At 72.9% G+C, this 21,919-nt stretch carries 17 protein-coding genes; 16 read left to right on the top strand and 1 reads right to left on the bottom strand.

The features are described from left to right. Positions 1-2 precede the first annotated feature (2 nt). The gene (locus CLV40_RS23160; protein WP_146108191.1) at positions 3-3,149 is read left to right on the top strand and encodes an AfsR/SARP family transcriptional regulator; all 3,147 of its coding nucleotides are present in this window, start codon (positions 3-5) and stop codon (positions 3,147-3,149) included. 214 nt (positions 3,150-3,363) lie between these two features. On the opposite strand, the gene CLV40_RS23165 is transcribed toward CLV40_RS23160, so the two are convergent. Further along, complete coding sequence (locus CLV40_RS23165; RefSeq protein WP_104481076.1) at positions 3,364-3,567, bottom strand: hypothetical protein; 204 nt, start codon at positions 3,565-3,567, stop codon at positions 3,364-3,366. A gap of 197 nt (positions 3,568-3,764) precedes the next feature. Here CLV40_RS23165 and CLV40_RS23170 point away from each other — a divergent pair, with 197 nt between their 5' ends. The 15 genes from CLV40_RS23170 to CLV40_RS23240 all read left to right on the top strand — a co-directional run bounded on the left by CLV40_RS23170 (position 3,765) and on the right by CLV40_RS23240 (position 21,399). Continuing rightward, positions 3,765-4,658, top strand: a complete 894-nt coding sequence (locus tag CLV40_RS23170) for a hypothetical protein (RefSeq protein ID WP_104481077.1) — start codon at positions 3,765-3,767, stop codon at positions 4,656-4,658. Between the two features lie 83 nt (positions 4,659-4,741). Further along, entirely contained in the window at positions 4,742-5,374 is a 633-nt protein-coding gene (locus CLV40_RS23175; RefSeq protein ID WP_104481078.1) for a hypothetical protein, read from the top strand. After that, a complete protein-coding gene (locus tag CLV40_RS23180; protein ID WP_104481079.1) occupies positions 5,371-5,565 on the top strand; it encodes a hypothetical protein in 195 nt (64 codons plus the stop codon). Before CLV40_RS23175 ends, CLV40_RS23180 begins: the two co-directional genes overlap by 4 nt. A gap of 270 nt (positions 5,566-5,835) precedes the next feature. Further along, positions 5,836-7,143, top strand: coding sequence for an ATP-grasp domain-containing protein (locus tag CLV40_RS23185; protein WP_104481080.1), 1,308 nt, complete (start codon positions 5,836-5,838; stop codon positions 7,141-7,143). A gap of 3 nt (positions 7,144-7,146) precedes the next feature. After that, a complete protein-coding gene (locus CLV40_RS23190) occupies positions 7,147-8,406 on the top strand; it encodes an ATP-grasp domain-containing protein (protein WP_245931494.1) in 1,260 nt (419 codons plus the stop codon). Then, the gene (locus tag CLV40_RS23195; protein WP_245931495.1) at positions 8,403-9,677 is read left to right on the top strand and encodes an MFS transporter; all 1,275 of its coding nucleotides are present in this window, start codon (positions 8,403-8,405) and stop codon (positions 9,675-9,677) included. Before CLV40_RS23190 ends, CLV40_RS23195 begins: the two co-directional genes overlap by 4 nt. A 15-nt stretch (positions 9,678-9,692) precedes the next feature. Next, entirely contained in the window at positions 9,693-10,763 is a 1,071-nt protein-coding gene (locus tag CLV40_RS23200) for a histidinol-phosphate transaminase (RefSeq protein ID WP_104481081.1), read from the top strand. Between the two features lie 18 nt (positions 10,764-10,781). Next, positions 10,782-12,023 carry an aminotransferase-like domain-containing protein gene (locus tag CLV40_RS23205; protein ID WP_104481082.1) on the top strand — a complete coding sequence of 414 codons (1,242 nt, stop codon included), beginning with the start codon at positions 10,782-10,784 and terminating at the stop codon, positions 12,021-12,023. A gap of 165 nt (positions 12,024-12,188) precedes the next feature. Next, complete coding sequence (locus CLV40_RS23210) at positions 12,189-12,812, top strand: DsbA family protein (RefSeq protein WP_104481083.1); 624 nt, start codon at positions 12,189-12,191, stop codon at positions 12,810-12,812. Positions 12,813-12,943: 131 nt separating this feature from the next. Further along, entirely contained in the window at positions 12,944-13,252 is a 309-nt protein-coding gene (locus CLV40_RS23215) for a chorismate mutase family protein (protein ID WP_219824077.1), read from the top strand. Between the two features lie 80 nt (positions 13,253-13,332). Continuing rightward, positions 13,333-15,399, top strand: a complete 2,067-nt coding sequence (gene pabB, locus CLV40_RS23220; protein ID WP_104481084.1) for an aminodeoxychorismate synthase component I — start codon at positions 13,333-13,335, stop codon at positions 15,397-15,399. Continuing rightward, a complete protein-coding gene (locus CLV40_RS23225; RefSeq protein ID WP_219824078.1) occupies positions 15,396-16,298 on the top strand; it encodes a prephenate dehydrogenase dimerization domain-containing protein in 903 nt (300 codons plus the stop codon). The genes pabB and CLV40_RS23225 overlap by 4 nt, the downstream gene beginning before the upstream one ends. A 55-nt stretch (positions 16,299-16,353) precedes the next feature. After that, on the top strand, positions 16,354-18,030 hold the full coding sequence (locus CLV40_RS23230) for a class I adenylate-forming enzyme family protein (RefSeq protein ID WP_104481085.1): 1,677 nt from the start codon (positions 16,354-16,356) through the stop codon (positions 18,028-18,030). Between the two features lie 271 nt (positions 18,031-18,301). After that, positions 18,302-19,360: a 3-deoxy-7-phosphoheptulonate synthase gene (gene aroF / locus CLV40_RS23235; RefSeq protein ID WP_104481086.1), complete on the top strand. Its 1,059-nt coding sequence runs from the start codon at positions 18,302-18,304 to the stop codon at positions 19,358-19,360. A gap of 74 nt (positions 19,361-19,434) precedes the next feature. Beyond that, the gene (locus CLV40_RS23240; RefSeq protein WP_245931496.1) at positions 19,435-21,399 is read left to right on the top strand and encodes an FAD/NAD(P)-binding protein; all 1,965 of its coding nucleotides are present in this window, start codon (positions 19,435-19,437) and stop codon (positions 21,397-21,399) included. Positions 21,400-21,919: the final 520 nt, after the last annotated feature.

Below are 21,919 nucleotides of genomic sequence, written 5' to 3' on the forward strand. Positions count from 1 at the left end.
TGGTGCTGAGGCTTCTCGGGCCCATCGAGATGGTCGTCGACCAGCGCACCCTCGACCTCGGCGGACCGCGGCAGCGGATCGTGCTGGCCGTGCTCGGCCTCAACGCCAACCGGGTGGTCCCGGTCGAGCAGCTCATCGACGCGGTGTGGGACGCCTCCCCGCCGTCGACCGCGCGCGGGCAGATCCAGATCTGCATCTCCGCGCTGCGCAAGCTCTTCGGCGACGCGGGCCGCGCGGACGCCATCCGCACCCGACCGCCCGGCTACCTGCTGGAACTGGCCGACGACGACGTCGACAGCCTGCGGTTCAACGCCATGGTCACCCGCGCGCGGGCCGAGGCCGACGCGGGCGGGGTCGAGGACGCGGCGGCCACGCTGCGCGCGGCCCTGGCGCTGTGGCGCGGTTCCGCGCTCTCCGGCGTGGCCAGCGACCTGGTGCGGCGCGCGGCCGTACCGCTCGACGACCGGCGGGTCGCGGTGATCGAGGAGCGCATCCGGCTCGACCTGCAACTGGGCAGGCACGAGGAGATCAGCGGCGAACTGCGCGCGCTGGTGCACGCGCACCCGCTGCGGGAGCGGTTGCACGGCTTCCTGATGCTGGCCCTGTACCGGGCGGGCAGGCAGGCCGAGGCGCTGGAGGTGGGCCGCGCCGCGCGCGCCGCGCTGATCGAGGAGATCGGCATCGAACCCGGTCAGGAACTGCAGGACCTCGAACGCGCGATCCTCAACCGCGACCCCGCGCTGAGCGCGCCGCCGCCCAGACCGGGCACAACCCGTGGCGCGGCGACCGAAGGCGACCGGCCGGGCGACCGGTCCCCCGCCGCGGGCGCCCCCGCGCAGGCCGAGGCGCCGCTGACGATCCCACGGCAGCTCCCGGCCAGCATCACCGATTTCACCGGCCGCGACGACCTCGTGGAGAGCATCCGCGCGGGTTTGGAAGCCGATCCGGAAGAGGTCCGCTACGCGGTGCCGATCGTCGCCATATCGGGAAAGGGCGGCGTGGGCAAGTCCAGCGTCGCGGTGCGCGCCGCGCACGAGGTGGCCGACCACTTCCCCGACGGGCAGCTCTACGCGGACATGCGGGCACACGACGGCGACGACCGCACCGCGAAGCTGCTCGCCCGCTTCTTGCGCGCGCTCGGCGTGCCCGGTACCGCGGTGCCCGACGACCTCGACGAGCGCGTGGAGCTCTACCGCAGCCGGGTTTCCGGCAAGCGGCTGCTGCTCGTCCTCGACGACGTCACCGACGAGGCCCAGGTGCTGCCGCTGCTGCCGGGCAGCGCCACCTGCGCGGTGATCACCACCAGCCGGGTGCGGCTGTCCGGCCTGCCCGGCGCGCGCTGGGTGGACGTGGACGTGTTCGACGTCGACCAGTCCGTGGAGCTGCTGACCAGGATCATCGGCACCACGCGGGTGGAGGCCGAGCCGGAGGCCGCGGTCGAGCTGATCACCTTCTGCGGCGGGCTGCCGCTGGCGCTGCGCATCGCGGGCGCCCGCCTGGCCTCCCGCACGCACTGGCGCATCGACGGCCTGGTGCGCAGGCTGCGCGACGAGGCCCGCAGGCTCGACGAGTTCGCCCACCACGGCCTGGAGCTGCGCTCCAACATCGGGCTCACCTACCGCGACCTGCCCCCGCAGGCGCAGCGGCTGTTCCAGCTGTTCGCGCTGATCCGCGCGCCGGAGTTCCCGGCGTGGACCGCGGCGGCCCTGCTGGACACCGACATGTTCGACGCCGAGGACATCCTGGAGAGCCTGGTCGACGCGCAGCTGCTCGACACCGTCGAGTACGCCGACGCGAGCGCCCCGCGCTACCGCTTCCACGACCTGATCCGGGTCTACGCCTGGGAGAAGCTGTGGGAGTCGACCGGCCAGACCGAGCGCACCGAGACGCTGGCCCGGCTGCTGGGCGCCTGGCTGGGCCTGGCCGAGGAGGCGCACCGGCGGGAATACGGTGGTGACTACACGATCCTGCACGGTGTCGCGGCCCGCTGGGCACCCGCCACCTGGGACGAGATCGGCCTCACCGCGAACCCGATCGACTGGCTCGACGGCGAACGCCGGTCCCTGGTGACCGCGGTGCGCCAGGCCGCGCAGGCCGGGCTCGACGAGCTGTGCTGGGACCTGGCGCTCACCTCCGTGACGCTGTTCGAGTCCAAGGGCTACTTCGACGACTGGCAGGAGTGCGCCCGGATCGCGCTGGACGCCGCGGAACGCGCGGGCAACCTGCTCGGCGTGGCGGCCACCCGGTACTCCGTGGGCACGCTGCACATGATGCAGACCCGGCTCGCCGAGGCGGGCGAGTGCTTCACCGAGGCGCTGGCCGAGTTCAGCCGCGCGGGCCAGGAGCACGGCCGCGCGCTGGTGCTGCGCAACCACGCGCACGTCGACGGGCTGCGCGGCGACGTCGGGGCGATGCTGGCCAAGTACACCGAGGCGCTGGCCACCATGCGCGCCGTCGGCGACCGCATCGGCGAGGCGCACATCCTGCGCAGCCTGGCCAAGCACCACCTGGAGGAGGGCGAGACCGCGGTCGCGCGGGCCCTGCTCGACGACGCGGTGCGCATCTGCCGCGAGGTGCGCTGCCTGCGCGCCGAGGCGCAGGTGGAGCACCGGGTGGCGGAGCTGCACGTGGCGACCGGGCAGATCGACCTGGCCCGCAAGTCGCTGCACCGGGTGCTGCAGATCGTCCGCGACACCGGCGACCGCATCGGCGAGACGTACGCGCTCTACGGGCTGGGTGTGGTGCGGCACAAGGAAGGCAGGCTCGACAACGCCGAGACCACCCTGGTGCACGCGCTGGACCTCTCGCGCCGGGTGGGCGAGCGGCTGATCGAGGCGAAGGCCCTGTACGCGCTGGGCCGGATCGCGCTGGCCCGCGGCGGCGGTGGCGCGGGCACCCCGCACCTGGAGCAGGCGCGAGCCCTGTTCGACGAGCTGGGATCGGCGCTGTGGCAGGCGAAAGCCCTGCTGGCGCTGTCGGAGGCGCACGAGACGGGGGCGGCGGCGCTGGCCGCGGTGGACCGCGCCGCCGAGCTGCTGGCCGATCTCGGGTCGAAGGAGGCCGGGCAACTGCTGGCCGAGGTCGAGGTGACCCGGTCGGCGCTCGCGTCCACCAGCCTGCCGGACGGGTACGCGGACCGCGGTCTCTGAACGGGGCACCGCCGAGCGCGCGGTGGCGGGATGGGCTTCCCCGGTACGGGCTTCCCCAGAGAGGGCTTCCCCGGTACGGGCGGCCCTCGGGTGGGTGGTCGACGAGCGGTCTGTCGCTGAGAGCGCTGTCGCTGCGAGAGTGTGGGTCATCGGGACCGTCGGGATCGGTGACGGGTGGTCGGTGGCGTGCGGTGTTCCCCCAGCGGGACGCGGCTCACCAGTGGGTGTCTTCGACGCAGGCCAGGGTCTCGGTGCTCCAGTGGGTGTCCTTCGGGCAGACCGGGCCGTCGCCCTGGGTGGTGGTGATCCCCCAGTGGGTGTCCTCCGCGGCGGCGGTGCCCTGGTTGGCGAGGGAGAAGCCGATGGTGGCGGCGAAGGTGATCAGGACCGAGGCGGTGACCTTGCGGGTGGCGGACATCGGGACCTCCGTGGTGTTCCGGGGGGCTGTTCCCCTGGGCTGACACCAGTTCAGGGCTCGTCGCCATCCGTCCTCGTTCCGTGCGCCATCGGTGCGCGCATGGCGCGCCGATAGCGGCCGGAAAGCCGTTCGAAGGTCGGGCCGACCAACGTTCGCGGCATCGGAAACGACGCAAGCGAACAACGGGAGGGATCGCGATGCAGACCCCGACGATCCGGCTCGGCGACGACGAGCTGCGCCGCGCGGTGGAGCACGTCGACGCGGTGGAGTCGGTCGCGGAGGCACTCGTCGCCCGGTCCACCGGCCGCACCGGCTGGACCGCCACCGCGGGCAGCCTCACCTTCGGGCCCGGCGGCGCCGGTGCCGACGGTGAGGTCGCCGAGTTCGCGTCCGCCGAGCGCGGGCAGCGCTGCGCGCTGCCCGCGGCCGGTCTGCGCGAGTACCGGCGCGCGGTGCTCACCGCGCTGGCCACCCGGCACCTGCTGGCCCCGGGGGTGGTGACCGCCTCGGTCATCGGCTCGGGACCGGCGCTGGACATCCAGCTGACGGTGCTGCGCAGGCACGTGCCCGACATCAGCCACGTCGCCGTGGCCACCGTCGGGTGCCCGCCCCCCGGGCGGGACGTGCTGGACCGGCTGGAGAGCGCCGGTATCGGGCTGTCGCTGGTCGACAGCCCGGCCGACGCGGTGTTCGGGGCCAACCTGGTGGTGCTGGCCGGGTGCGCCCGGCTGGACGCGCCGCGGCTGGCCAAGGGCGCCCTGCTGGTCAACACGACCGGTGTCGACCTGCCCGCCGCGCTGCTCGACGGCGTGCACGAGATCTACACCGACGACCGGGTCGCGTTCGGCCGGTCGGAGAACCTGCTGACCGCGACCCCGGCCCGGGGCGGGCGGACCAGGGGCCACCGCGGCCCGCACCTGGCCGCCGACCTCGGGCAGGTGCTGGCCGGGGAGCACCCCGGCCGCACCGAGCACGACCACGTCCTGCTCGTCGAGCTGCTCGGCGACGGGGCGGAGTTCGAGGCCCTGCTCGCGGGCCACGTCCTACGGGCCGTCGTGGCGGACGGCCCCGGGGTCCCCACCCGCGGGTAGCCACCGGCGGGACAGCGTTTCGACAGCTGAGTCACACCCAGGCAGTCCACCCGGCGAACCGCCGAACCCACGAGGAGATCACCATGTCCGTGTCCCCCTGCGAGTTGCGCGTCACCCCTTCCTGCACCGGATCCGCGCTGACCGGCCTGCGCGGCTGCGACCGGTGCCGCCAGGCCCTGCGCGACGAGCTGCGGGCACTGCCCGGGCTGCACGAGTCCTGCGCGCAGTCGCTGACACCGGGCAGGCGGCCGGAGGTCGTCCGGGTCAAGGGCGGCGGGATCCCGGGCGGGATCTCGCTCAACCCGACCGCGGTGTCGGTGCGCGCCAGCGTGCTCGGCGTGCTGTCGTCGTGGACGGCGCTGATCGTCGACGAGCTCGGCGTCGAGCGCCCGCCGTCGCGCCGGGTGCACGTGCTGTCCACCTTCCTGTACCGCAACCTGGACTGGCTGCTGGCCCACGAGGCGGCGGCGGACCTGGCCGAGGAGATCACCGACCTGGCCGACGCGGCCCGCGCGGTGCTCGACCCGAGCACCAGCGAGCGCGTCGACCTGGGTTCCTGCGGCACCCCGGGCTGCGGCATGACGGTCTACGCGACCATCGGCGCGGGCTCGGACGCGGTGGCGCACGGCGCGTCCTGCGCGGCGGGCCACCACGTGGCGGCGAGCCAGTGGCTGCTGCTGGAGGAGCCCGACGAGGTCGCGGAGGGCGTGGCGTGAGGCAGCGCACGCGGGGCCGGACCGTGCCCACCGAGCTCGCGGCGCTGGCCGCGGGCGTGTCCGAGGCGACCATCCGCAAGTGGGCGAGCCGGGGCAGGCTCACCCGGTACGGCCGACCGGGGAAGGCGGAGTACAGCCTCGACGAATTACGCGAGATCCTGCGCGGACAACAGGAGAAAATAGCGAGCTGACGCGGCCTGAATAGGGTCCTCCGATTCGGAGGACCCTATTCGCATGCCCGGAATCAGGTGCTCGAAAAATGAGGAAAATTCCCGTCGAAAACGGTTGACCACCGCACCCCGGGATGTCACGCTTTTCTCGGGGCGCAGCTTTGCCCGCACGGCAGGCGGACAGGCGTATCGGCCCCGGATCCCATTTCACCTACGGCCAGTTCAATCGCCGTGAACACCCCTGCGCACGCGGTGTGAGTCTGACTGTTTCATTCGCATTGGAGCACCACCATGCCGGACCCCTCGTTACCCAGGGCCTTCATCCTCGCCGGGTCGCTGCTGGCTGTGTGCCGGGCGCCGCGCTACCTCGCCGAGCTGCGCGCCCGCGGCCTGCGGGCACTGCTGATCACCTCCGCCGACTGGCGGGCCGAGGCGGACCGGGCCACGGGGGACCCGGACCACCCGCTCGCCGACGTCGAGGACATCGCCTTCGTCGCGGGCGGCGTGCGCCGCGAGGGGTCGCTGCTGTCGGGTCCGGTCGCCGCGGCGATGACCTGGCGGGAGCGCTACGACATCGTCGGCGCGTACGCGGTCGGCGAGACCATGGTCGAGCCGACCGGGTTGATCGCCGACGCGCTCGGCGTCCCCGGACCGGGGCTGCGCGCGAGCCGCGCGTGCCGCAGCAAGTACCTGCAGCGCTGGTACCTCCCCGAATTCAGCCCACGGGTGGTGATCGGTGGGGAGGACGTCTCCGGAGTGCGATTCCCGGCCGTGGTGAAGCCGTCGGGAAGGCACTCCAGCTCCGGTGTCGTCACCGTGGACGACGAACGCGCGTTGGCCGCCGAACTCGCCCGCTACGGGGAGTTCGAAACGGTCCTGGTCGAGGAGAAGATCATCGGACCGGAGTACTCGGTGGAGAGCCTGGTGCAACACGGGAAAGCGATCTTCGCCTCGGTGACGCGCAAGGACACCAACGATTCCGGTGGCCGCTTCTTCGTCGAACTCGCGCACACCGTGCCCAGCGACCACCCGCACGTGCAGGAGCTGCTGCTCGACGCCAACCAGCGGGTGCTCGACGCGCTCGACGTGCGCGACGGCATCACGCACGCGGAGTGGCGGGTGACCGCCGAGGGGCGCCCGGTGCTGATGGAGATCGCGGCCCGCCCGCCGGGCGACGGGTTGTGCTCGCTCTACGAGCTGGCCACCGGCAAGCCGCTGGAACCGGAGGTGCTGCGGATCGCGCTGGGCGAGCACGCGGACTACCCGTCGCCGCGCCGGTACACGCGGCAGGTCTACCTCGAGCACCCCGCGGGCGTGCTCGAGGACGTCGTCGTCGACTGGCCCGGCGTCACCGCCGAGTGGGTCGGCGAGGCGGGCGTGTGGCACCAGCCCGCGCCGCTGCCCGGCGACGCCCCGGCGGCGCTGCGCGCGGTGCACGTGCACCAGGACCGCGGCGCGGTGCTGCGCCCCCTGACCAGTTCCGACGACCGCTCGGTGACCTTCTTCATCGACGCGCCGTCGGTCGACGAGCTCAACGCCGTCGAGGCCCGCGTCCGCGCGGCGATCACCATCCGCACCAAGTCCGCAGTGGAGGGCTGAGCTGTGACGAACCCCAGGGTGACCAACCTGCTGATGGTCATGCCCTACCAGGCGTACCTGGCCAAAGCGAAGGCCGAGGGCTTCCGGCTGGGCGCGGTCTGGGACAGCCGGGCCGCGTACCGGATCTTCGGTGGGCTGGCCGACCGGTACCTCGAGACGGTCGAGGCGCAGGTCGACGGCTTCTGGCTGACCGACTTCGACGACCCGGTGGCCTACGAGCGCGCCCTGCGCGAGGCGGCCGAGGAGTTCGGCGCAGACCTGCTCTACCACGTGGGGCAGGAGGAGAGCATGGGCCTGGCCACCCGGGTGGCCGAGGAGCTGGGCATCGGCGTCAACTCCGCCGAGGCCACGCACCTGCTCAACGACAAGCTGGCGCTGCGGCACCTGCTGGCCGAGCGCGGCCTCTCCCCCGTGCGCTACGCGGACGCGGCGGACTGGCGCGCGGCGGCGGACCTGCTCGACGGGTTCGACCTGCCGGTGGTGGCCAAGCCGACCCGGCTCTCCGGCAGCCGCGGCGTCGAGCTGATCGGGGACCGGGCCGCGTTCGCGGCCTGGGGCGCCGGGCTCGACGCGGTCGGCTACACCGGGCCGGTGCTGGTCGAGGAGTACCTGACCGGGCCGGAGTTCAGCGTCGAGACGATCAGCGTCGACGGCGCGCACCACGTCATCGGGGTGACCGCGAAGCGGCTGGGGCCGCCGCCGCTGTTCGTCGAGGCCGGGCACCGGCACCCGGCGCCGCCGTCGGCCGACACCGACGCGATCGGCGCGCTGGTGGTGGCCATGCTGGCCGCCGCCGGGTACCGGTCCGGGCCCGCGCACACCGAGGTCAAGCTGACCCCGGCGGGCCCCCGGTTGATCGAGTCGCAGGCCCGGCTGGGCGGCGACCGCATCCCGCGCCTGGTCGAGCTGGCCACCGGGATCGACATCGAGCGGGCGGTCTTCGCCGCGCTCGCGGGCCGCGCGCCCGCCGCGCGCACCCGGGACCACGAGGCGCGGATCCACTACTTCGCGCTGCCGCTCGGGGTGGTGCGGTCGGTCGGCGACCTGTCGGCGATCCGGGCCCTGCCGTTCGTCGACGAGCTGTCCTTCCCGTTCTCCCCCGGCGACACCGTGCCGGAGACGGTGGATTGGCGGAGCAGGCACGGCTACGCGGTCGTGTCCGCCGAGACCGCCGAACTGGCCGCGCGCTACGTGTCCGAAGTGGACGCGAAGGTGCTGGCCGCGGTCGAGATCGACGTCGGCGGGGTGGGGGTGGCGGCGTGAACCTCAAGGACCTGCACCCGAGTCTGCGGATCCGGGTCGGCGTCGGGTTCGTCAACCGGCTGGTCGACTCGATGATCACCTCGTTCATGGCCATCCACCTGGCGCTGACCTTCGGCGTCGCCGCCGCGGGCGGGCTGCTGATCGCGGTCATCGCGCTCGGCGTGGTCGGCATGCTCGTCGGCGGGCACGTGGCCGACCTGCACGGGCGGCGGCGCACGCTGCTGGTCGCCGAAGCCGCCGCCGCCGTGACGTTCGCGCTGATGGCGGTGGCAGAGGGTGCTGGGGATGGCGCCGTGGACAGCTCCCTACTCGTCTACCTGGGGTACCTGGCGAACAAGTTCGCGGCCAGCGTGGCGCTGCCCGCCAACGACGCGATGATCGTCGACCTGAGCACGCCGGAGATCCGCAAGGGCGTGTACACGGTCAACTTCTGGGCCACGAACCTGGCGCTGGCCATCGGCGCGCTGCTCGGCGCGGCGCTGTACAGCGCGCACTTCGCCCTGGTGCTCGGGCTCGCCGCGGCGGCCACGGCCGGGGTGCTGGCGACGACGTACTTCCTGATCGCCGAGACGAAACCGGACACCGACACCGACCGGGTCCGCCCGCCCGGGGTCGCCGCGGCGTTGCGCGAGTTCGGCGCGGGCTACCGGTTGGTGTTGCGGGACAAGGTGTTCCTCAAGCTGATGATCGCCGGAACGCTCACCCTCGCGGTGGAGTTCCAACTGGTCAACCACATCGCGGTGCGCCTGGCGGCGGGTTTCCCCAGCCAGGCGCTGCTGCCGGTCGGCTGGTCCCCGGTGGTCGACGGGGTGGGCATGCTCGGGGTGCTGCGCGCCGAGAACACCATCCTCGTGGTCGTGCTGGCGCTGTTCTCCACGACGCTGTTGCGGCGGGTGTCCGACCGCACCGGCCTGTACCTGGGCACGGCGCTGTTCGTCGGCGGCTACGCGGTGCTCGCGGTCAGCGGCACCGGGTGGCTGCTCATGGTGGCGGGCCTGGTGTTCACCATCGGCGAGCTGATGAGCGTGCCGGTGAAGCAGGCGCTGCTGGCCAACCTGGTGCCCGACCACAGCCGCACCCGCTATATGGCCGTCTACAACCTCAACATCCGCGTCGCCCAGGGCCTGGCGGCGGCCTGCGTCACCCTCGGCGCGGTCGTCCCCGCCTGGGGCATGGCCGCGCTCTACCTGGCTCTCGGCGCGGTGATCATCGCGCAGTACCGGTCCGTCCTGGCGGCCCAGTCCGCCCCCGCACCGCTCGCGCGGGCCTGAGAAGGGAACACCGAGATGACCGTCCACCCCAGACTCCGACCGGTCGTGGAGTCGATGCCGACCTACCGACCCGGCCCCAAGGTCGCCGCGCCGTCCGGCGAGATGTTCCTCCTGGGCGCCAACGAGTCGCCGGATGGGCCGCTGCCCCCGGTCGCCGCGGCCATCGCCGCCGCGGCGGCCGGGGCGAACCGCTACCCCGACTACGCCTCGACCGAACTGGTCAACACCCTGGCGGACACGCTCGGCGTGCCCGCCGCGCAGGTGGCCGTCGGCTGCGGTTCCGTCGGTGTGGTGGGCAACCTGCTCTCCGCAGCGGCCGAGCCGGGCGGGCAGGTGGTGTACGCGTGGCGGTCGTTCGAGGCGTACCCGACGCTGACGCGGCTCGCGGGCATGTCCCCGGTTCCCGTGCCGCTGCGGGACGACCGGCACGACCTCACCGCGATGGCCGCCGCCGTGACCGACCAGACCCGCGCGGTGCTGGTGTGCAACCCCAACAACCCCACGGGCACCGTGGTCCACCGGCGCGAGTTGGAGTCCTTCCTGGACGACCTGCCGCCGGAGGTGCTGGTGCTGCTCGACGAGGCGTATGTCGAGTACGTGCGCGACCGCGAGTCCCCCGACGGGCTCGACCTGCTGGCCGGGCGCCCGTCGCTGGCCGTGGTGCGCACCTTCTCCAAGGCGTACGGCCTGGCCGGGTTGCGGGTGGGCTACGCGGTGGCGGACGAGCGGGTGGCGCGCGCCGCCCGCACCACCGGGCTCTCCTTCGCGGTCAACCGGATCGCGCAGGCCGCCGCCGTGGCGTCCCTGCGCGCGGGCGACGAGCTCACCGCGCGGGTGGAGACCACCGTCAAGGAGGTGGGCCGGGTCCGGTCCGCCCTGCTGGACCTCGGCCTGCCGGTCCCGGCCTCCGAGGGCAACTTCGTCTGGCTCGGGCTGGGCGCGGACACCGCCGCGTTCACCTCGGCCTGCGCGGCGGCCGGTGTGGCCGTGCGCGCGTTCCCCGGCGAGGGTGTCCGGGTGTCCATAGGGGACACCCGGGCCAACAACGCCTTCCTGGCCGCGGCGTGGGAGTACACGCACAGCTGATAAACCAAGGAGAACCCCATGGCCCCCACGGACCAACCCGCGTTAGACCCCCGGTTCGCGCGCCGCAGCGCGGGCCTGCTGGCCTCGGAGATCCGCGCGCTGTTCGCGGTCGCGTCGCGCCCGGGGGTGGTGTCGCTCGCCGGTGGCATGCCCGCCGCGGACGCGCTGCCCACCCAGGTGCTCGCCCGGATCCTGGGCGAGGTGGCGACCGACCCCACCGCCCTGCAGTACGCCTCCGGGCAGGGCGATCCCGCGCTGCGCGAACAGATCTGCGCGGTGATGGCCGCCGAGGACGTGCGCGCCGACCCGCGCGACGTCGTGGTGACCACCGGCGCGCAGCAGGCGCTGGACCTGGTGACCGGGGTGCTCGCCGACCCCGGTGACGTGGTGCTGGTGGAGTCACCGGCCTACGTCGGCGCGCTGGCGACCTTCGCCGCGCACGGGGTTCGCGTGCGGCACGTGCCCGACGACGGCGCGGGGCTCTCGGGCCCGGCCGTCGCCGAGGCGGCGGAGCGGGCGCGGCGGGCGGGGCACCGGGTGGCTTTCCTCTACACCGTGCCCAACTTCGCCAACCCGTCCGGCGTCACGCTGAGCGCGGACCGCCGCGCGCAGGTGCTGACGGCGAGCGCGCGGGCCGGGGTCCAGGTGGTGGAGGACAACCCGTACGGGTTGCTGCGCCTGGAAGGCGAGCCGTTGCGCGCGCTCCGGGCGATGGCGCCGGACGTGGTGTACCTGGGGTCGTTCTCGAAGATCCTGGCGCCGGGGCTGCGCGTCGGCTGGGCGCTGGCCCCGGCCGCGGTGACGGCGAAGCTGGTGCTGGCGGCCGAGGCGGCCGTGCTGTGCCACTCCAGCCTCGCCCAGGCGGCCGTGGCCAGGTACCTGTCCACCGAGCCCTGGGGCGACCACGTCAAGGGCCTGCGGGAGCTGTACTGGGAGCGGCGGGCCGCCATGCTGTCCGCGCTGACCGCGCACATGCCGCCCGGGACCCGTTGGCGGGTACCGGAAGGCGGGTTCTTCCTGTGGCTGGGGCTGCCCGCGGGGGTGCGGGCCAAAGCGTTGCTGCCGCGCGCCGTCGAGGCAGGCGTGGCGTACGTGCCGGGTACCGGTTTCTTCGCCGACGGCAGTGGCGACGACCACCTCCGCGTGTCCTATTCCTTTCCCGAGCCCGCGGTGATAGAAATCGGGGTCCGCCGGTTGGCCGAAGTCGTGAAGTCGGCCGCCGACGAATACGAAACCGGATTTGACGGCAGTAGGGGTTGACGGCCCACCTCCGGGCGTGTCACGCTTTTCCCGAGCCACTTCCGTGTGCCCGGACGCCGATCAGGCGAACTTCCGCGGGACACACGGCCATCACGGCGCGAATCCTTTCCGCAAAGCACTATGGTCAGCCGCACACCGAACGGCTGCGACCAAGGAGACCTCCCCATGACGGCCCAAGACACGGCCGGGCGCCCGCGCGTCGACTTCTACTTCGACCCGGCCTGCCCGTTCGCCTGGATCACCTCCCGCTGGATCCTCGAGGTCGAGCAGCACCGCGACATCGACCTGTCGTTCCGGGTGATGAGCCTGTCGGTGCTCAACGAGCACAAGGAGATCCCGGCCTGGTACCGGGAGTTCTGCGACCGGGCCTGGGGCCCGGTGCGGGTGGCCATCGCCGCCGCCGAGAAGTACGGCGACCCGGTGCTGCGCGACCTGTACACCGAGCTGGGCACCCGGATCCACAACGGCGGCGACAAGGACTACGCCGCGGTCGTGGCCGAGGCGCTGGCCGCGCTCGACCTGGACCCGTCGCTCGCGGCGGCGGCCGACACCGACGCCAACGACGCGGCCCTGCGGGCCAGCCACCACGCGGGCATGGACCCGGTCGGCGAGGAGGTCGGCACGCCGACCATCCACATCGACGGCGTCGCCTTCTTCGGCCCGGTGTTGATGAAGATCCCGCGCGGCGAACAGGCCGCCCGGCTTTTCGACGCGGCCCGCGAACTGGCGAGCTACCCGCAGTTCTTCGAGCTGAAGCGCACCCGGACGGGCGATTTCGACTTCAGCTGACCCCGGAATGCCCGCGGTCACCACCGCGGACCACCCGGAAAAGCACAACCGAATACCACACAAAGAGCCGACGAGGCCCCCGGACTTCCGTGCCGGGGGCCTCGTCGCGCACCCACACCGGAGGGCCCGTCGTGACCGCCCAGCACACCGTCCCCACCACCGAGGTCCTGGAGGCGCTGCGCGCCCGCCTGGACGCCATCGACTTCGACCTGCTGGACGTCCTGCGCAGGCGCATCGGCGTGTGCGTGGAGATCGCCGAGCACAAGCGCGCGCACGACGTGCCCATGATGCAGCCGCACCGGATCGGCGTCGTGCAGCGCCGGGCCGCGGCCTACGGCGCCGAGCACGGCATCGACCTGGACTTCCTGCGCGGCCTCTACGACCTCGTCATCGCCGAGACCTGCCGGGTCGAGGACGAGGTCATCGGCGCGCTGTCCTAAGTCGACCATCCGCGCTCCACCGAGAGACTCCCCACGAACCCCCGAGCGACCCGCCCCACCCGCGGCGAAAGGCGGCCACCGTGCGCACCTTGCTGATCGACAACTACGACTCCTTCACCTACAACCTGTACCAGCTGCTCGGCGAGGTCAACGGCGTGGCACCCACCGTGGTCCGCAACGACGTGGACTTCGACGCCATCCCGCTGGACGAGTTCGACGCCGTGGTCGTCTCCCCCGGTCCCGGCCGCCCCGCGGTCGAGGCCGACTTCGGGGTCAGCGCCCGCGCCATCCTGGAGAGCGGCCTGCCCGTGCTCGGGGTCTGCCTGGGCCACCAGGGCATCTGCCACCTGTTCGGCGGGTCGGTCGACCTGGCGCCGGAACCGGTGCACGGCCGGGTGTTCCCGGTGGAGCACACCGGGGTGGACGTGTTCGCGGGGCTGCCGTCGCCGTTCAAGGTGGTCCGCTACCACTCGCTGGTCGCCGACTCGCTGCCCGCGGACCTGGAGCCGATCGCCTGGACCGACGGGCTGGTCATGGGGGTGCGGCACCGGAGCAAGCCGATCTGGGGCGTGCAGTTCCACCCCGAGTCGATCAGCAGCGAGTTCGGCCGGGAGCTGCTCGCCAACTTCCGCGACCTGGCCCTGGCGCACAACGCCCGCAGTGGCTACCAGGTGCACGTGCGCAAGGTTTCCGCGCTGCCGGACACCGAGGCGCTGTTCCGCGACCTGTACGCGAGCGGCAAGCACCCGTTCTGGCTGGACAGCAGCTCGGTGATCGGCGGCCTGTCCCGGTTCTCCTTCCTCGGCGACGGTTCCGGTCCGCTGGCGGAGTACCTGAGCTACCGGCTCGCCACCGGCACCGTGACCGTCGAGTCCGCGACCGGTACGTCCACTGTGGAGTCCCCGTTCTTCGAGTACCTGGACTCCCAACTCACCCAGCGCGCGGTGCCGACGCCCGAGGGCGTGCCCTTCGACTTCAACCTCGGCTACATCGGCTACCTGGGCTACGAGCTCAAAGCCGAGTCCGGGGCGCAGGCGGTCTACCAGGCCGAGGAGCCGGACGCGGCCATGCTGTTCGCCGACCGGCTGATCGCCGTCGACCACGTCGCGGGCGAGACCTACCTGCTGGCGCTGAGCCTCGACGGGAACGACGCGGACGCGCTGGCCTGGCTGGCGGTCACGGGCAACCGGGTCGCGGGCGCGCCGCGCGCCGCCGGGGAGACCGGCAAGTCGAGCCGGTGGCTGGACATGACCTCCCCGGAGGTGCGCCGCGTCGCCGCCGCCCGGCACGACCACGACGGCTACCTCAAGCGCATCAAGGAGTGCTTCCACGAGATCGACCACGGCGAGAGCTACGAGGTCTGCCTCACCAACGAGATCAGCCTCGACGTGCGCATCGACCCGCTGAGCACGTACACGCACCTGCGCCGGATCAGCCCGGTGCCCTACGGCGCGTTCCTGGACTTCCCGGGCGTGTCGGTGCTGTGCGCGTCGCCGGAGCGGTTCCTGTCGATCGGCGTGGACCGGGTCGCCGAGGCCAAGCCGATCAAGGGCACCCGGCCGCGCGGCGCCACCCCGGTGGAGGACGCCGCGCTGCGCGCCGACCTGCTGTCCAACGAGAAGGACCAGGCGGAGAACCTGATGATCGTCGACCTGATCCGCAACGACCTCAACGTGGTCTCCGAGATCGGGTCGGTGCACGTGCCGAAGCTCTTCGACGTCGAGACCTACGCGCCGGTGCACCAGCTGGTGTCCACCATCCGCGGCACGCTGCGGCCGGAGCAGAGCCCGGTGGCCTGCGTGCGGGCGGCGTTCCCGGGCGGCTCGATGACCGGCGCGCCGAAGCTGCGCACCATGGAGATCATCGACCGGCTGGAGGACGGGCCGCGCGGGGTCTACTCCGGGGCCATCGGCTGGTTCGGGCTCAGCGGCGCGGTCGACCTCAACATCGTCATCCGCACCCTGGTCGCCACCGCCTCCGGGGTCCGCTTCGGGGTCGGCGGCGCGATCATCGCGCTGTCGGACGCCGAGGAGGAGTTCGCCGAGACGGCGGTCAAGTCGCGGGCGATGGTCACCGCGGTCATCGACACCGCGCTGAGCAGCACCGGGCCGTCGCGGACGCTGCTCGACGCGCAGGACGCGGCGTGACACCGCTCAACGGGCTCGCCGCCGCGGTCGCGGACTGGCGGTGCCTGGTGGTCGGCGGGGCGGGCGCGGTCGGCGGGCTGTTCGTCGACCTGCTGGCGGGCACCGGGGCGCGCGTCGTCCGGGTGGACACCGCGCCCGGCCCCGACCGGATCACCGGCGACATCACCGCGCCGGACGACGCGCTCGCGGCCGAGGTGGCCGCGGCGGACGCGGTGCTGCTCGCGGTGCCCGAGCCGGTCGCCCTGGCCGCGCTGGAGTGGGTCGCCGCGGCGCTGTCGCCCGGCGCGCTGCTGGTCGACACGCTGTCGGTGAAGTCCGGGTACGCCGCCGCGACCGCCGACCTCCGGTCCGATGTGGAGCTCCTGGGGCTGAACCCGATGTTCGCCCCGGCACTGGGTTTCGCCGGTCGACCGGTGGCCGCGGTGGCCCCGCGCGGCGGCCCGCGCGGGGCCGCGCTGCTGGGGCTGGTCGAGGCGGCGGGCGCGCGGGTGGTCCCGGTGACCGCCGAGCGGCACGACCGGCTCGCCGCCGCGAGCCAGGCGCTGACCCACGCGGCGGTGCTGTCCTTCGGCGCGGCCCTGGCCGAACTGGGGGTCACCGCCGACGAGTTGGCGACCATCGCCCCGCCGCCGCACGCGACCCTGCTGGCACTGCTGGCCCGGATCGCGGGAGGCACCCCCGAGGTCTACTGGGACGTCCAGGCCGCGAACCCGCACGCCGCCGCCGCGCGCACGGCACTGGCGGCGGGCGCGCGGGCGGTGGACACCGCGGTGGCCAAGGGCGAGGACGCCTTCACCGACCTGCTGGCGGACGCGCGCGCGGTGCTGGGGTCGCGGCTGCCCGAGTACGGCGCGCACTGCGCGCGGCTGTTCGACCTGCCCCGGCCGAGCGGCCCCTGAGCCATTCCCCTGCCGACCGCAGGGTCTCCCCCATCCCCAACGGAAAGGACACCCCATGACCACTTTCGCCCCGACCGTTCTCACCGCCGAGCAGCGCGCCGCCGTGGCCGCCGACGCCACCATCGGTGGCGGCAACCTGCTCCCCTCCGCCATCGCCGCGAGCCCGGCCCCGGACCAGCCGTTCCTGCGAACACTCCGGCCGGTCATCAACACCGCGGGCGAGCCCCAGGAGGAGTTCAGCCTGCTGGAGCTCGACGAGCTCGTGCAGAGCTGGTCGGTGTGGTACCTCGGGCAGGGCGTCGGCCCGCGCGACCGGGTCGCGATCTGGATCGAGGACTCCTTCGCCTACTCGGTGCACCTGTACGCCCTCGCGCAGATCGGCGCCATCGCGGTGCTGATCAACACGAAGGCGTCGCGGGAGATCGCCGAGTCGCTGATCAAGCAGACCACCCCGATGGGCATCTACGCGAACCGGCCCAGGATGGACGTCCTGGCCGACCTCACCGCGAACCTGCCCGGTCTGGCGTGGACGGTGCTCGTCGAGGACGTGCCCGCGCCGCCGAAGGCGGAACTGCCCGCCGACCAGCGGTTCCGGCACAACGACGAGGACCCGATCACGATCCTGCACTCCTCGGGCACCACCGGGCTGCCGAAGCCGACCATCCACACCCACGGCTCGCTCGTGGCGGGGCCGAAGTTCCGGCTGGTCGACCACAAGGAACTGCCCGGCGCGATGACCATGACCAGCCTCCCGCAGTCGCACCTGGGCTGCATCGCCTACTCCGTGTACGCGGTGCTGGCGGGGGCGCGCACCACGGCCGGGTTCGACCGGCCCGGTGCGGAACTGGTCGAGGCGGTGGCCACCCACAAGCCGACCGCGGTCATGTCCTTCGCGCACGCGTACTCCGAGATCCCGTCGCTCGACATGGAGCCGGGCGCGATCGACTCGGTGAACGTGTGGGTGTCCATCGGGGACGCCGTGCACGAGGCGCACATCAAGGACATCCTGCGCAAGCGCGGCGCGGACAAGCCGCAGGCGGCGTTCTTCGACCGCCTCGGCACGACCGAGCTGGGCTGGGGTGTGCTGCTCAAGATCCGCACGGTGGACACCGAGCGCAACGACCGCTGCGCGGGCAAGCCGGTCGGTGTCGCCGAGGTGACGATCCTGCGCGCGGACGGCACCTACGCCGACGACAACGAGGTCGGCCTGCTGGCCGCCCGGGGCCCGGCGATCACCCCCGGGTACTGGGACAACCACGACCTCAACTACCGCAGCCGCCTGTCGGGCTACTGGCTGACCGGCGACAACGGCTACCGCGACGGCAACGGCGACCACTTCCTGGTCGACCGCACGGTGGACGCGCTGGTCACCCCCGAGCGCACCGGCTACTCGGTGTTCATGGAGGAGGTCCTGCTCGCCGACGTGCCCGACGTGGTCGACACCGCGGTGGTGGCGGGCAGGCGCGACGGCGTGGTCGTGCCGGTGGCCGTGGTGGTGCCCGCGCCGGGCACCGACCCCGACCCGGTGAAGCTGCTGACGCTGGCCAACGAGGAACTGGCCCGCGCCGGTCACCTCACGCTGGGCGCGCTGGACCTGGCCCGCACCGACGAGGACTTCCCCGTCGGCGTCACCGGCAAGGTCCTCAAGCGCAACCTGCGGGACAAGTACGCCGACCTGGCCGCCTACGGTGCGACCGCCGACCCGAAGTCCTTCGCCGCGCTCGAATCCTGAGCACGGCACGACCACAACCGAAAACACACAACAGAACCCCACAAGAGAACCACCACAACCGAATCCCGACAACAGAATCAGGCCAGGTGAACCCGACAACCGAACAACGCACCCCGCGACGCGGACGCGCCGCGGGATCGCACGACCCCTGACCGCGCGAGGCTCCCGGCCGCGCGCGGAGGTCCACACCGGACGGTGGCCCGCCTGACGCGCGGGCCACCGTCCGGACCCACACCCGCGCCGCCGCGCGCACTCCCACGGAGGTCCCGTCATGTCCGGTCTGTCCCTGTACAGCTTCGCCGTCGACACCCCCGCCACCGCCACCCAGCAGTGGTTGGACCACTTCGACACCACCGGCACCACCGCCACGCTCCAGCACCTCGGTTCGACGCCCGTGATCGTCGCCCACGGTCCCGGCACGGAGACACCGGCCCCCGACAACCTCGTCGCGCCCGTCGCCGTCGTCGCCGCGGGCGGGGACTTCCGGCTCGGCAGGCGCGAGCTGCGCCCCGAGGGCACCGTGGTGCGCGTCGGCGGCGCGACCGTCGGCGACGGCTCGCTCAACGTGTTCGCCGGTCCGTGCGCGGTGGAGAACCGCCAGCAGCTGCTGGACTGCGCCGACGTCGCCGAGCACTACGGCGCGGTCGGCCTGCGCGGCGGCGCCTTCAAGCCGCGCACCTCGCCGTACTCCTTCCAGGGCCTCAAGTGGGCCGGACTGGAGCTGCTGGCCGAGGCGCGCGCGCACACCGGCCTGCCGATCCTCACCGAGGTGCTCGACCCCCGGCACGTGGAGCGGGTCGCGGCCACCGCCGACGGGCTGCAGATCGGCGCCCGGAACATGCAGAACTTCGAGCTGCTCAGCGAGGCGGGCAAGTCCGGTCGCCCGGTCGTGCTCAAGCGCGGCTTCGGCTGCACCGTCGACGAGACCTTGGCCGCCGCCGAGTACATCCTGGCGCAGGGCAACGACCAGGTCATCCTGTGCGAGCGCGGCATCCGCACCTTCGAGCACGCCACCCGCTTCACCCTCGACATCTCCGCGGTCGCGCTGATGAAGCAGCGCTCGCACCTGCCGGTGATGGTCGACCCCAGCCACTCCGTCGGCATCCCCGCCCTGGTCGAGCCGGTCTCCCTGGCCGCGGCGGCGGCGGGCGCGGACGCGTTGCTCATCGACGTGCACGTGGCGCCCGAGCAGGCGCTGTGCGACGGCAAGCAGGCGCTGCTGCCCGACGACTTCGGCGTGCTGATGGGCAAGCTGGAGCTGCTGTCGATGGGCCTGAGCCGCAAGCTGGCCGGTGTCGTCGGCGCCCACGCCGTCCTCGCCGAGCGCTGACCACCCCCGCCAACCCGCCGTCGCCCCGCACCCCGCGCGCCCGGGGTAGGCGGGCGCACCACCTGGAGGACACCGTGACCCACATCTGCATCATCGGCGCGGGACCGCGCGGGCTGTCGGTGCTGGAACGACTGCACGCGAGCGCGGCGGGCCAGTCGCGCGAGATCACCGTCCACGTCGTGGACCCCAACCTGCACAACGGGAGCGCGGTGTGGCGCACCGACCAGTCCCGCGAGCTGCTGATGAACACCGTCGCCGCGCAGATCACCATGTTCGCCGACGAGACCGTCAGCTGCGCGGGCCCGATCGTGCCCGGCCCCAGCCTGCACGAGTGGGCCCGCTTCGTCGAGCACCTCGGCCCGGAGGACCGGCTGCCCGACTGGGCCCGCGCGGAGTGCCGCGAGCTGGGCCCCGACTCGTACCCCACCCGCGCGCTCTACGGCCACTACCTGCGCTGGGTTTTACGGCACCTGCTGCGCACCACCCCGGACAACCTGACGATCGCGTTGCACGCCAACACCGCCACCAGCCTCGTCGACGCCGACGACGGCAGCCAGGTGGTGGAGCTGGACGACGGCACCGTGCTCGACGGGCTGGACTCGGTCGTGCTCACCCAGGGGCACGTGCCCAGCATGCTGTCGGAGGCGGAGACCGCGCTGGCCGAGTACGCGGCCCGGCACCACCTGGCGTACGTGCCGCCGGGCAACCCCGCGGGCGTCGACCTGTCGTTCCTCAAGCCCGGGCAGGAGGTGGCGCTGCGCGGGATGGGCCTGAACTTCTTCGACTACATGGCCCTGCTCACCACCGGCCGCGGCGGCCGCTTCTCCCGCGGCGACACGGGATCGCTGACCTACCACCCCTCCGGCGCGGAGCCGGTGCTGATCGCGGGCTCCCGCCGCGGCGTCCCCTACACCGCCCGCGGCGAGAACCAGAAGGGCGCCTTCGGCAGGCACGAGCCGCTCTTCCTGACCCCGTGGGTGATCCGCACCCTGCGCAGGCGCGCGGAACGCGGCCGCCCGGCCGACTTCCGCACCGAGGTCTGGCCGCTGATCGACCGCGAGGTCCGGTCGGTGTACTACACCGCGCTGGTCACCGAACGGTCCTGCGTCTGCGAGGCCGAGGTCTTCTCCCGCCGCTACCGGGCGGTCTGCGAGGAGGAGTTCGCCGCCACCCCGGTCGGCGAGCCCTTCGACCAGCCCCGCTCGGAAGCCGAGTCGGTCCTCCTGGACCGCTTCGGCATCGCCGAGGCCGACCGCTGGGACTGGAACGCGATCGCCAAGCCGTACGGCGACCGCGAGTTCGCCGACGCGGACGACTACCGCAAGTGGCTCACCGGCTACCTCCGCGAGGACATCCGGGAGGCGTTGCGCGGCAACGTCCGCAGCCCCCTCAAGTCCGCCCTCGACGCCATGCGGGACCTCCGCAACGAAATCCGCCTGGTGGTGGACCACGGCGGCCTCAGCGGCGATTCCTACCGAGACGACCTCCAACGCTGGTACACCCCCTTCAACGCGTTCGTCTCGATCGGCCCGCCGGTCAGCCGCATCGAGGAGATGACCGCCCTGATCGAGGCAGGCGTCCTGCGCGTGGTCGGCCCCGGCATGGTCGTCGAACCGGCGGAGGACGACTCGGAGTTCCTGGTCTCCTCGACGAAGGTCCCGGGCCCCCCGGTCCGCGTGACGGCGCTGATCGAGGCCAGGCTCCCCGAGCCCGACATCCGCACCACCACCGACCCGCTGCTGGGAGGCCTGCTGGCACGAGGTGAATGCGTCCTCCACCAGATCCCCATCGCGGGCGGCGGCCACTACGAAACCGGCGGCCTGGCCGTATCCCCCCGCCCCTACAACGTCCTGGGCAAGGGCAGAGTCCCCCACCCCCGCCGCTTCGCCTACGGCGTACCGACGGAAACCGTCCACTGGGTCACCGCGGCGGGCATCCGCCCGGGCGTGAACTCCGTGATCCTCGCCGACGCCGACGCGGTCGCCCAGGCGACCCTGGCCATCTCGGTCCCCCGCACGGAACTCATCGCGGGCTTCTAGTCCCCACGGGGCGGCGGCCGTATCCCCCGGCGGCCGCCGCCCCAACCCTCCCCATTTCCCTTCCATACCTCACTCACCCCAACACCTTCCCCGCCCATCCTCGCCATACCCCATCCACCCCAGCACATTCCCCCATCACCAGTTTTCCCTCCCTCCCTCTCACCTCACTTCCCCACTTCTCTCCTCACCTCGCACTCCCTGCCATTTCGCCTCGCTCTGCTTCCTCACCTCACCCTCCCACTTCACCTGGCCCTCCCTGCCTCGCCCCTCGCGCCTTCCCCTTCTCCGCAACACACCCAGACTCACCTCCCCCAACGCACCCCGCTCTACCCTGCCTCCCCGCTCTCCCTCCTCACTTCGCCTCTCCCCCAAGCACTTCCCTCCCTGCCCCGCCACTCCCACCCCACCTCTCCACCGCTTCGCGGCGCCCCCGCTCCGCCTTCCCGACATCGCCGCCATGGCCCACCCGCTTTGCTCCCCCAGAACACACCTGCTCCGCCTCGTCCCTGGCAGCCCTCCG

Origin of the sequence: Actinokineospora auranticolor, assembly GCF_002934265.1 — a bacterium.
GTDB classification, from domain to species: Bacteria; Actinomycetota; Actinomycetes; order Mycobacteriales; family Pseudonocardiaceae; genus Actinokineospora; species Actinokineospora auranticolor.

Bases quoted from the DNA above. Each gene is read 5' to 3' on its own strand.
- CLV40_RS23200 (WP_104481081.1), top strand. From the start codon at position 9,693: ATGACCGTCCACCCCAGACTCCGACCGGTCGTGGAGTCGATGCCGACC.
- CLV40_RS23170 (WP_104481077.1), top strand. From the start codon at position 3,765: ATGCAGACCCCGACGATCCGGCTCGGCGACGACGAGCTGCGCCGCGCG.
- CLV40_RS23165 (WP_104481076.1), bottom strand. From the start codon at position 3,567: ATGTCCGCCACCCGCAAGGTCACCGCCTCGGTCCTGATCACCTTCGCC.
- CLV40_RS23185 (WP_104481080.1), top strand. From the start codon at position 5,836: ATGCCGGACCCCTCGTTACCCAGGGCCTTCATCCTCGCCGGGTCGCTG.
- CLV40_RS23205 (WP_104481082.1), top strand. From the start codon at position 10,782: ATGGCCCCCACGGACCAACCCGCGTTAGACCCCCGGTTCGCGCGCCGC.
- CLV40_RS23230 (WP_104481085.1), top strand. From the start codon at position 16,354: ATGACCACTTTCGCCCCGACCGTTCTCACCGCCGAGCAGCGCGCCGCC.
- CLV40_RS23210 (WP_104481083.1), top strand. From the start codon at position 12,189: ATGACGGCCCAAGACACGGCCGGGCGCCCGCGCGTCGACTTCTACTTC.
- aroF (WP_104481086.1), top strand. From the start codon at position 18,302: ATGTCCGGTCTGTCCCTGTACAGCTTCGCCGTCGACACCCCCGCCACC.
- CLV40_RS23175 (WP_104481078.1), top strand. From the start codon at position 4,742: ATGTCCGTGTCCCCCTGCGAGTTGCGCGTCACCCCTTCCTGCACCGGA.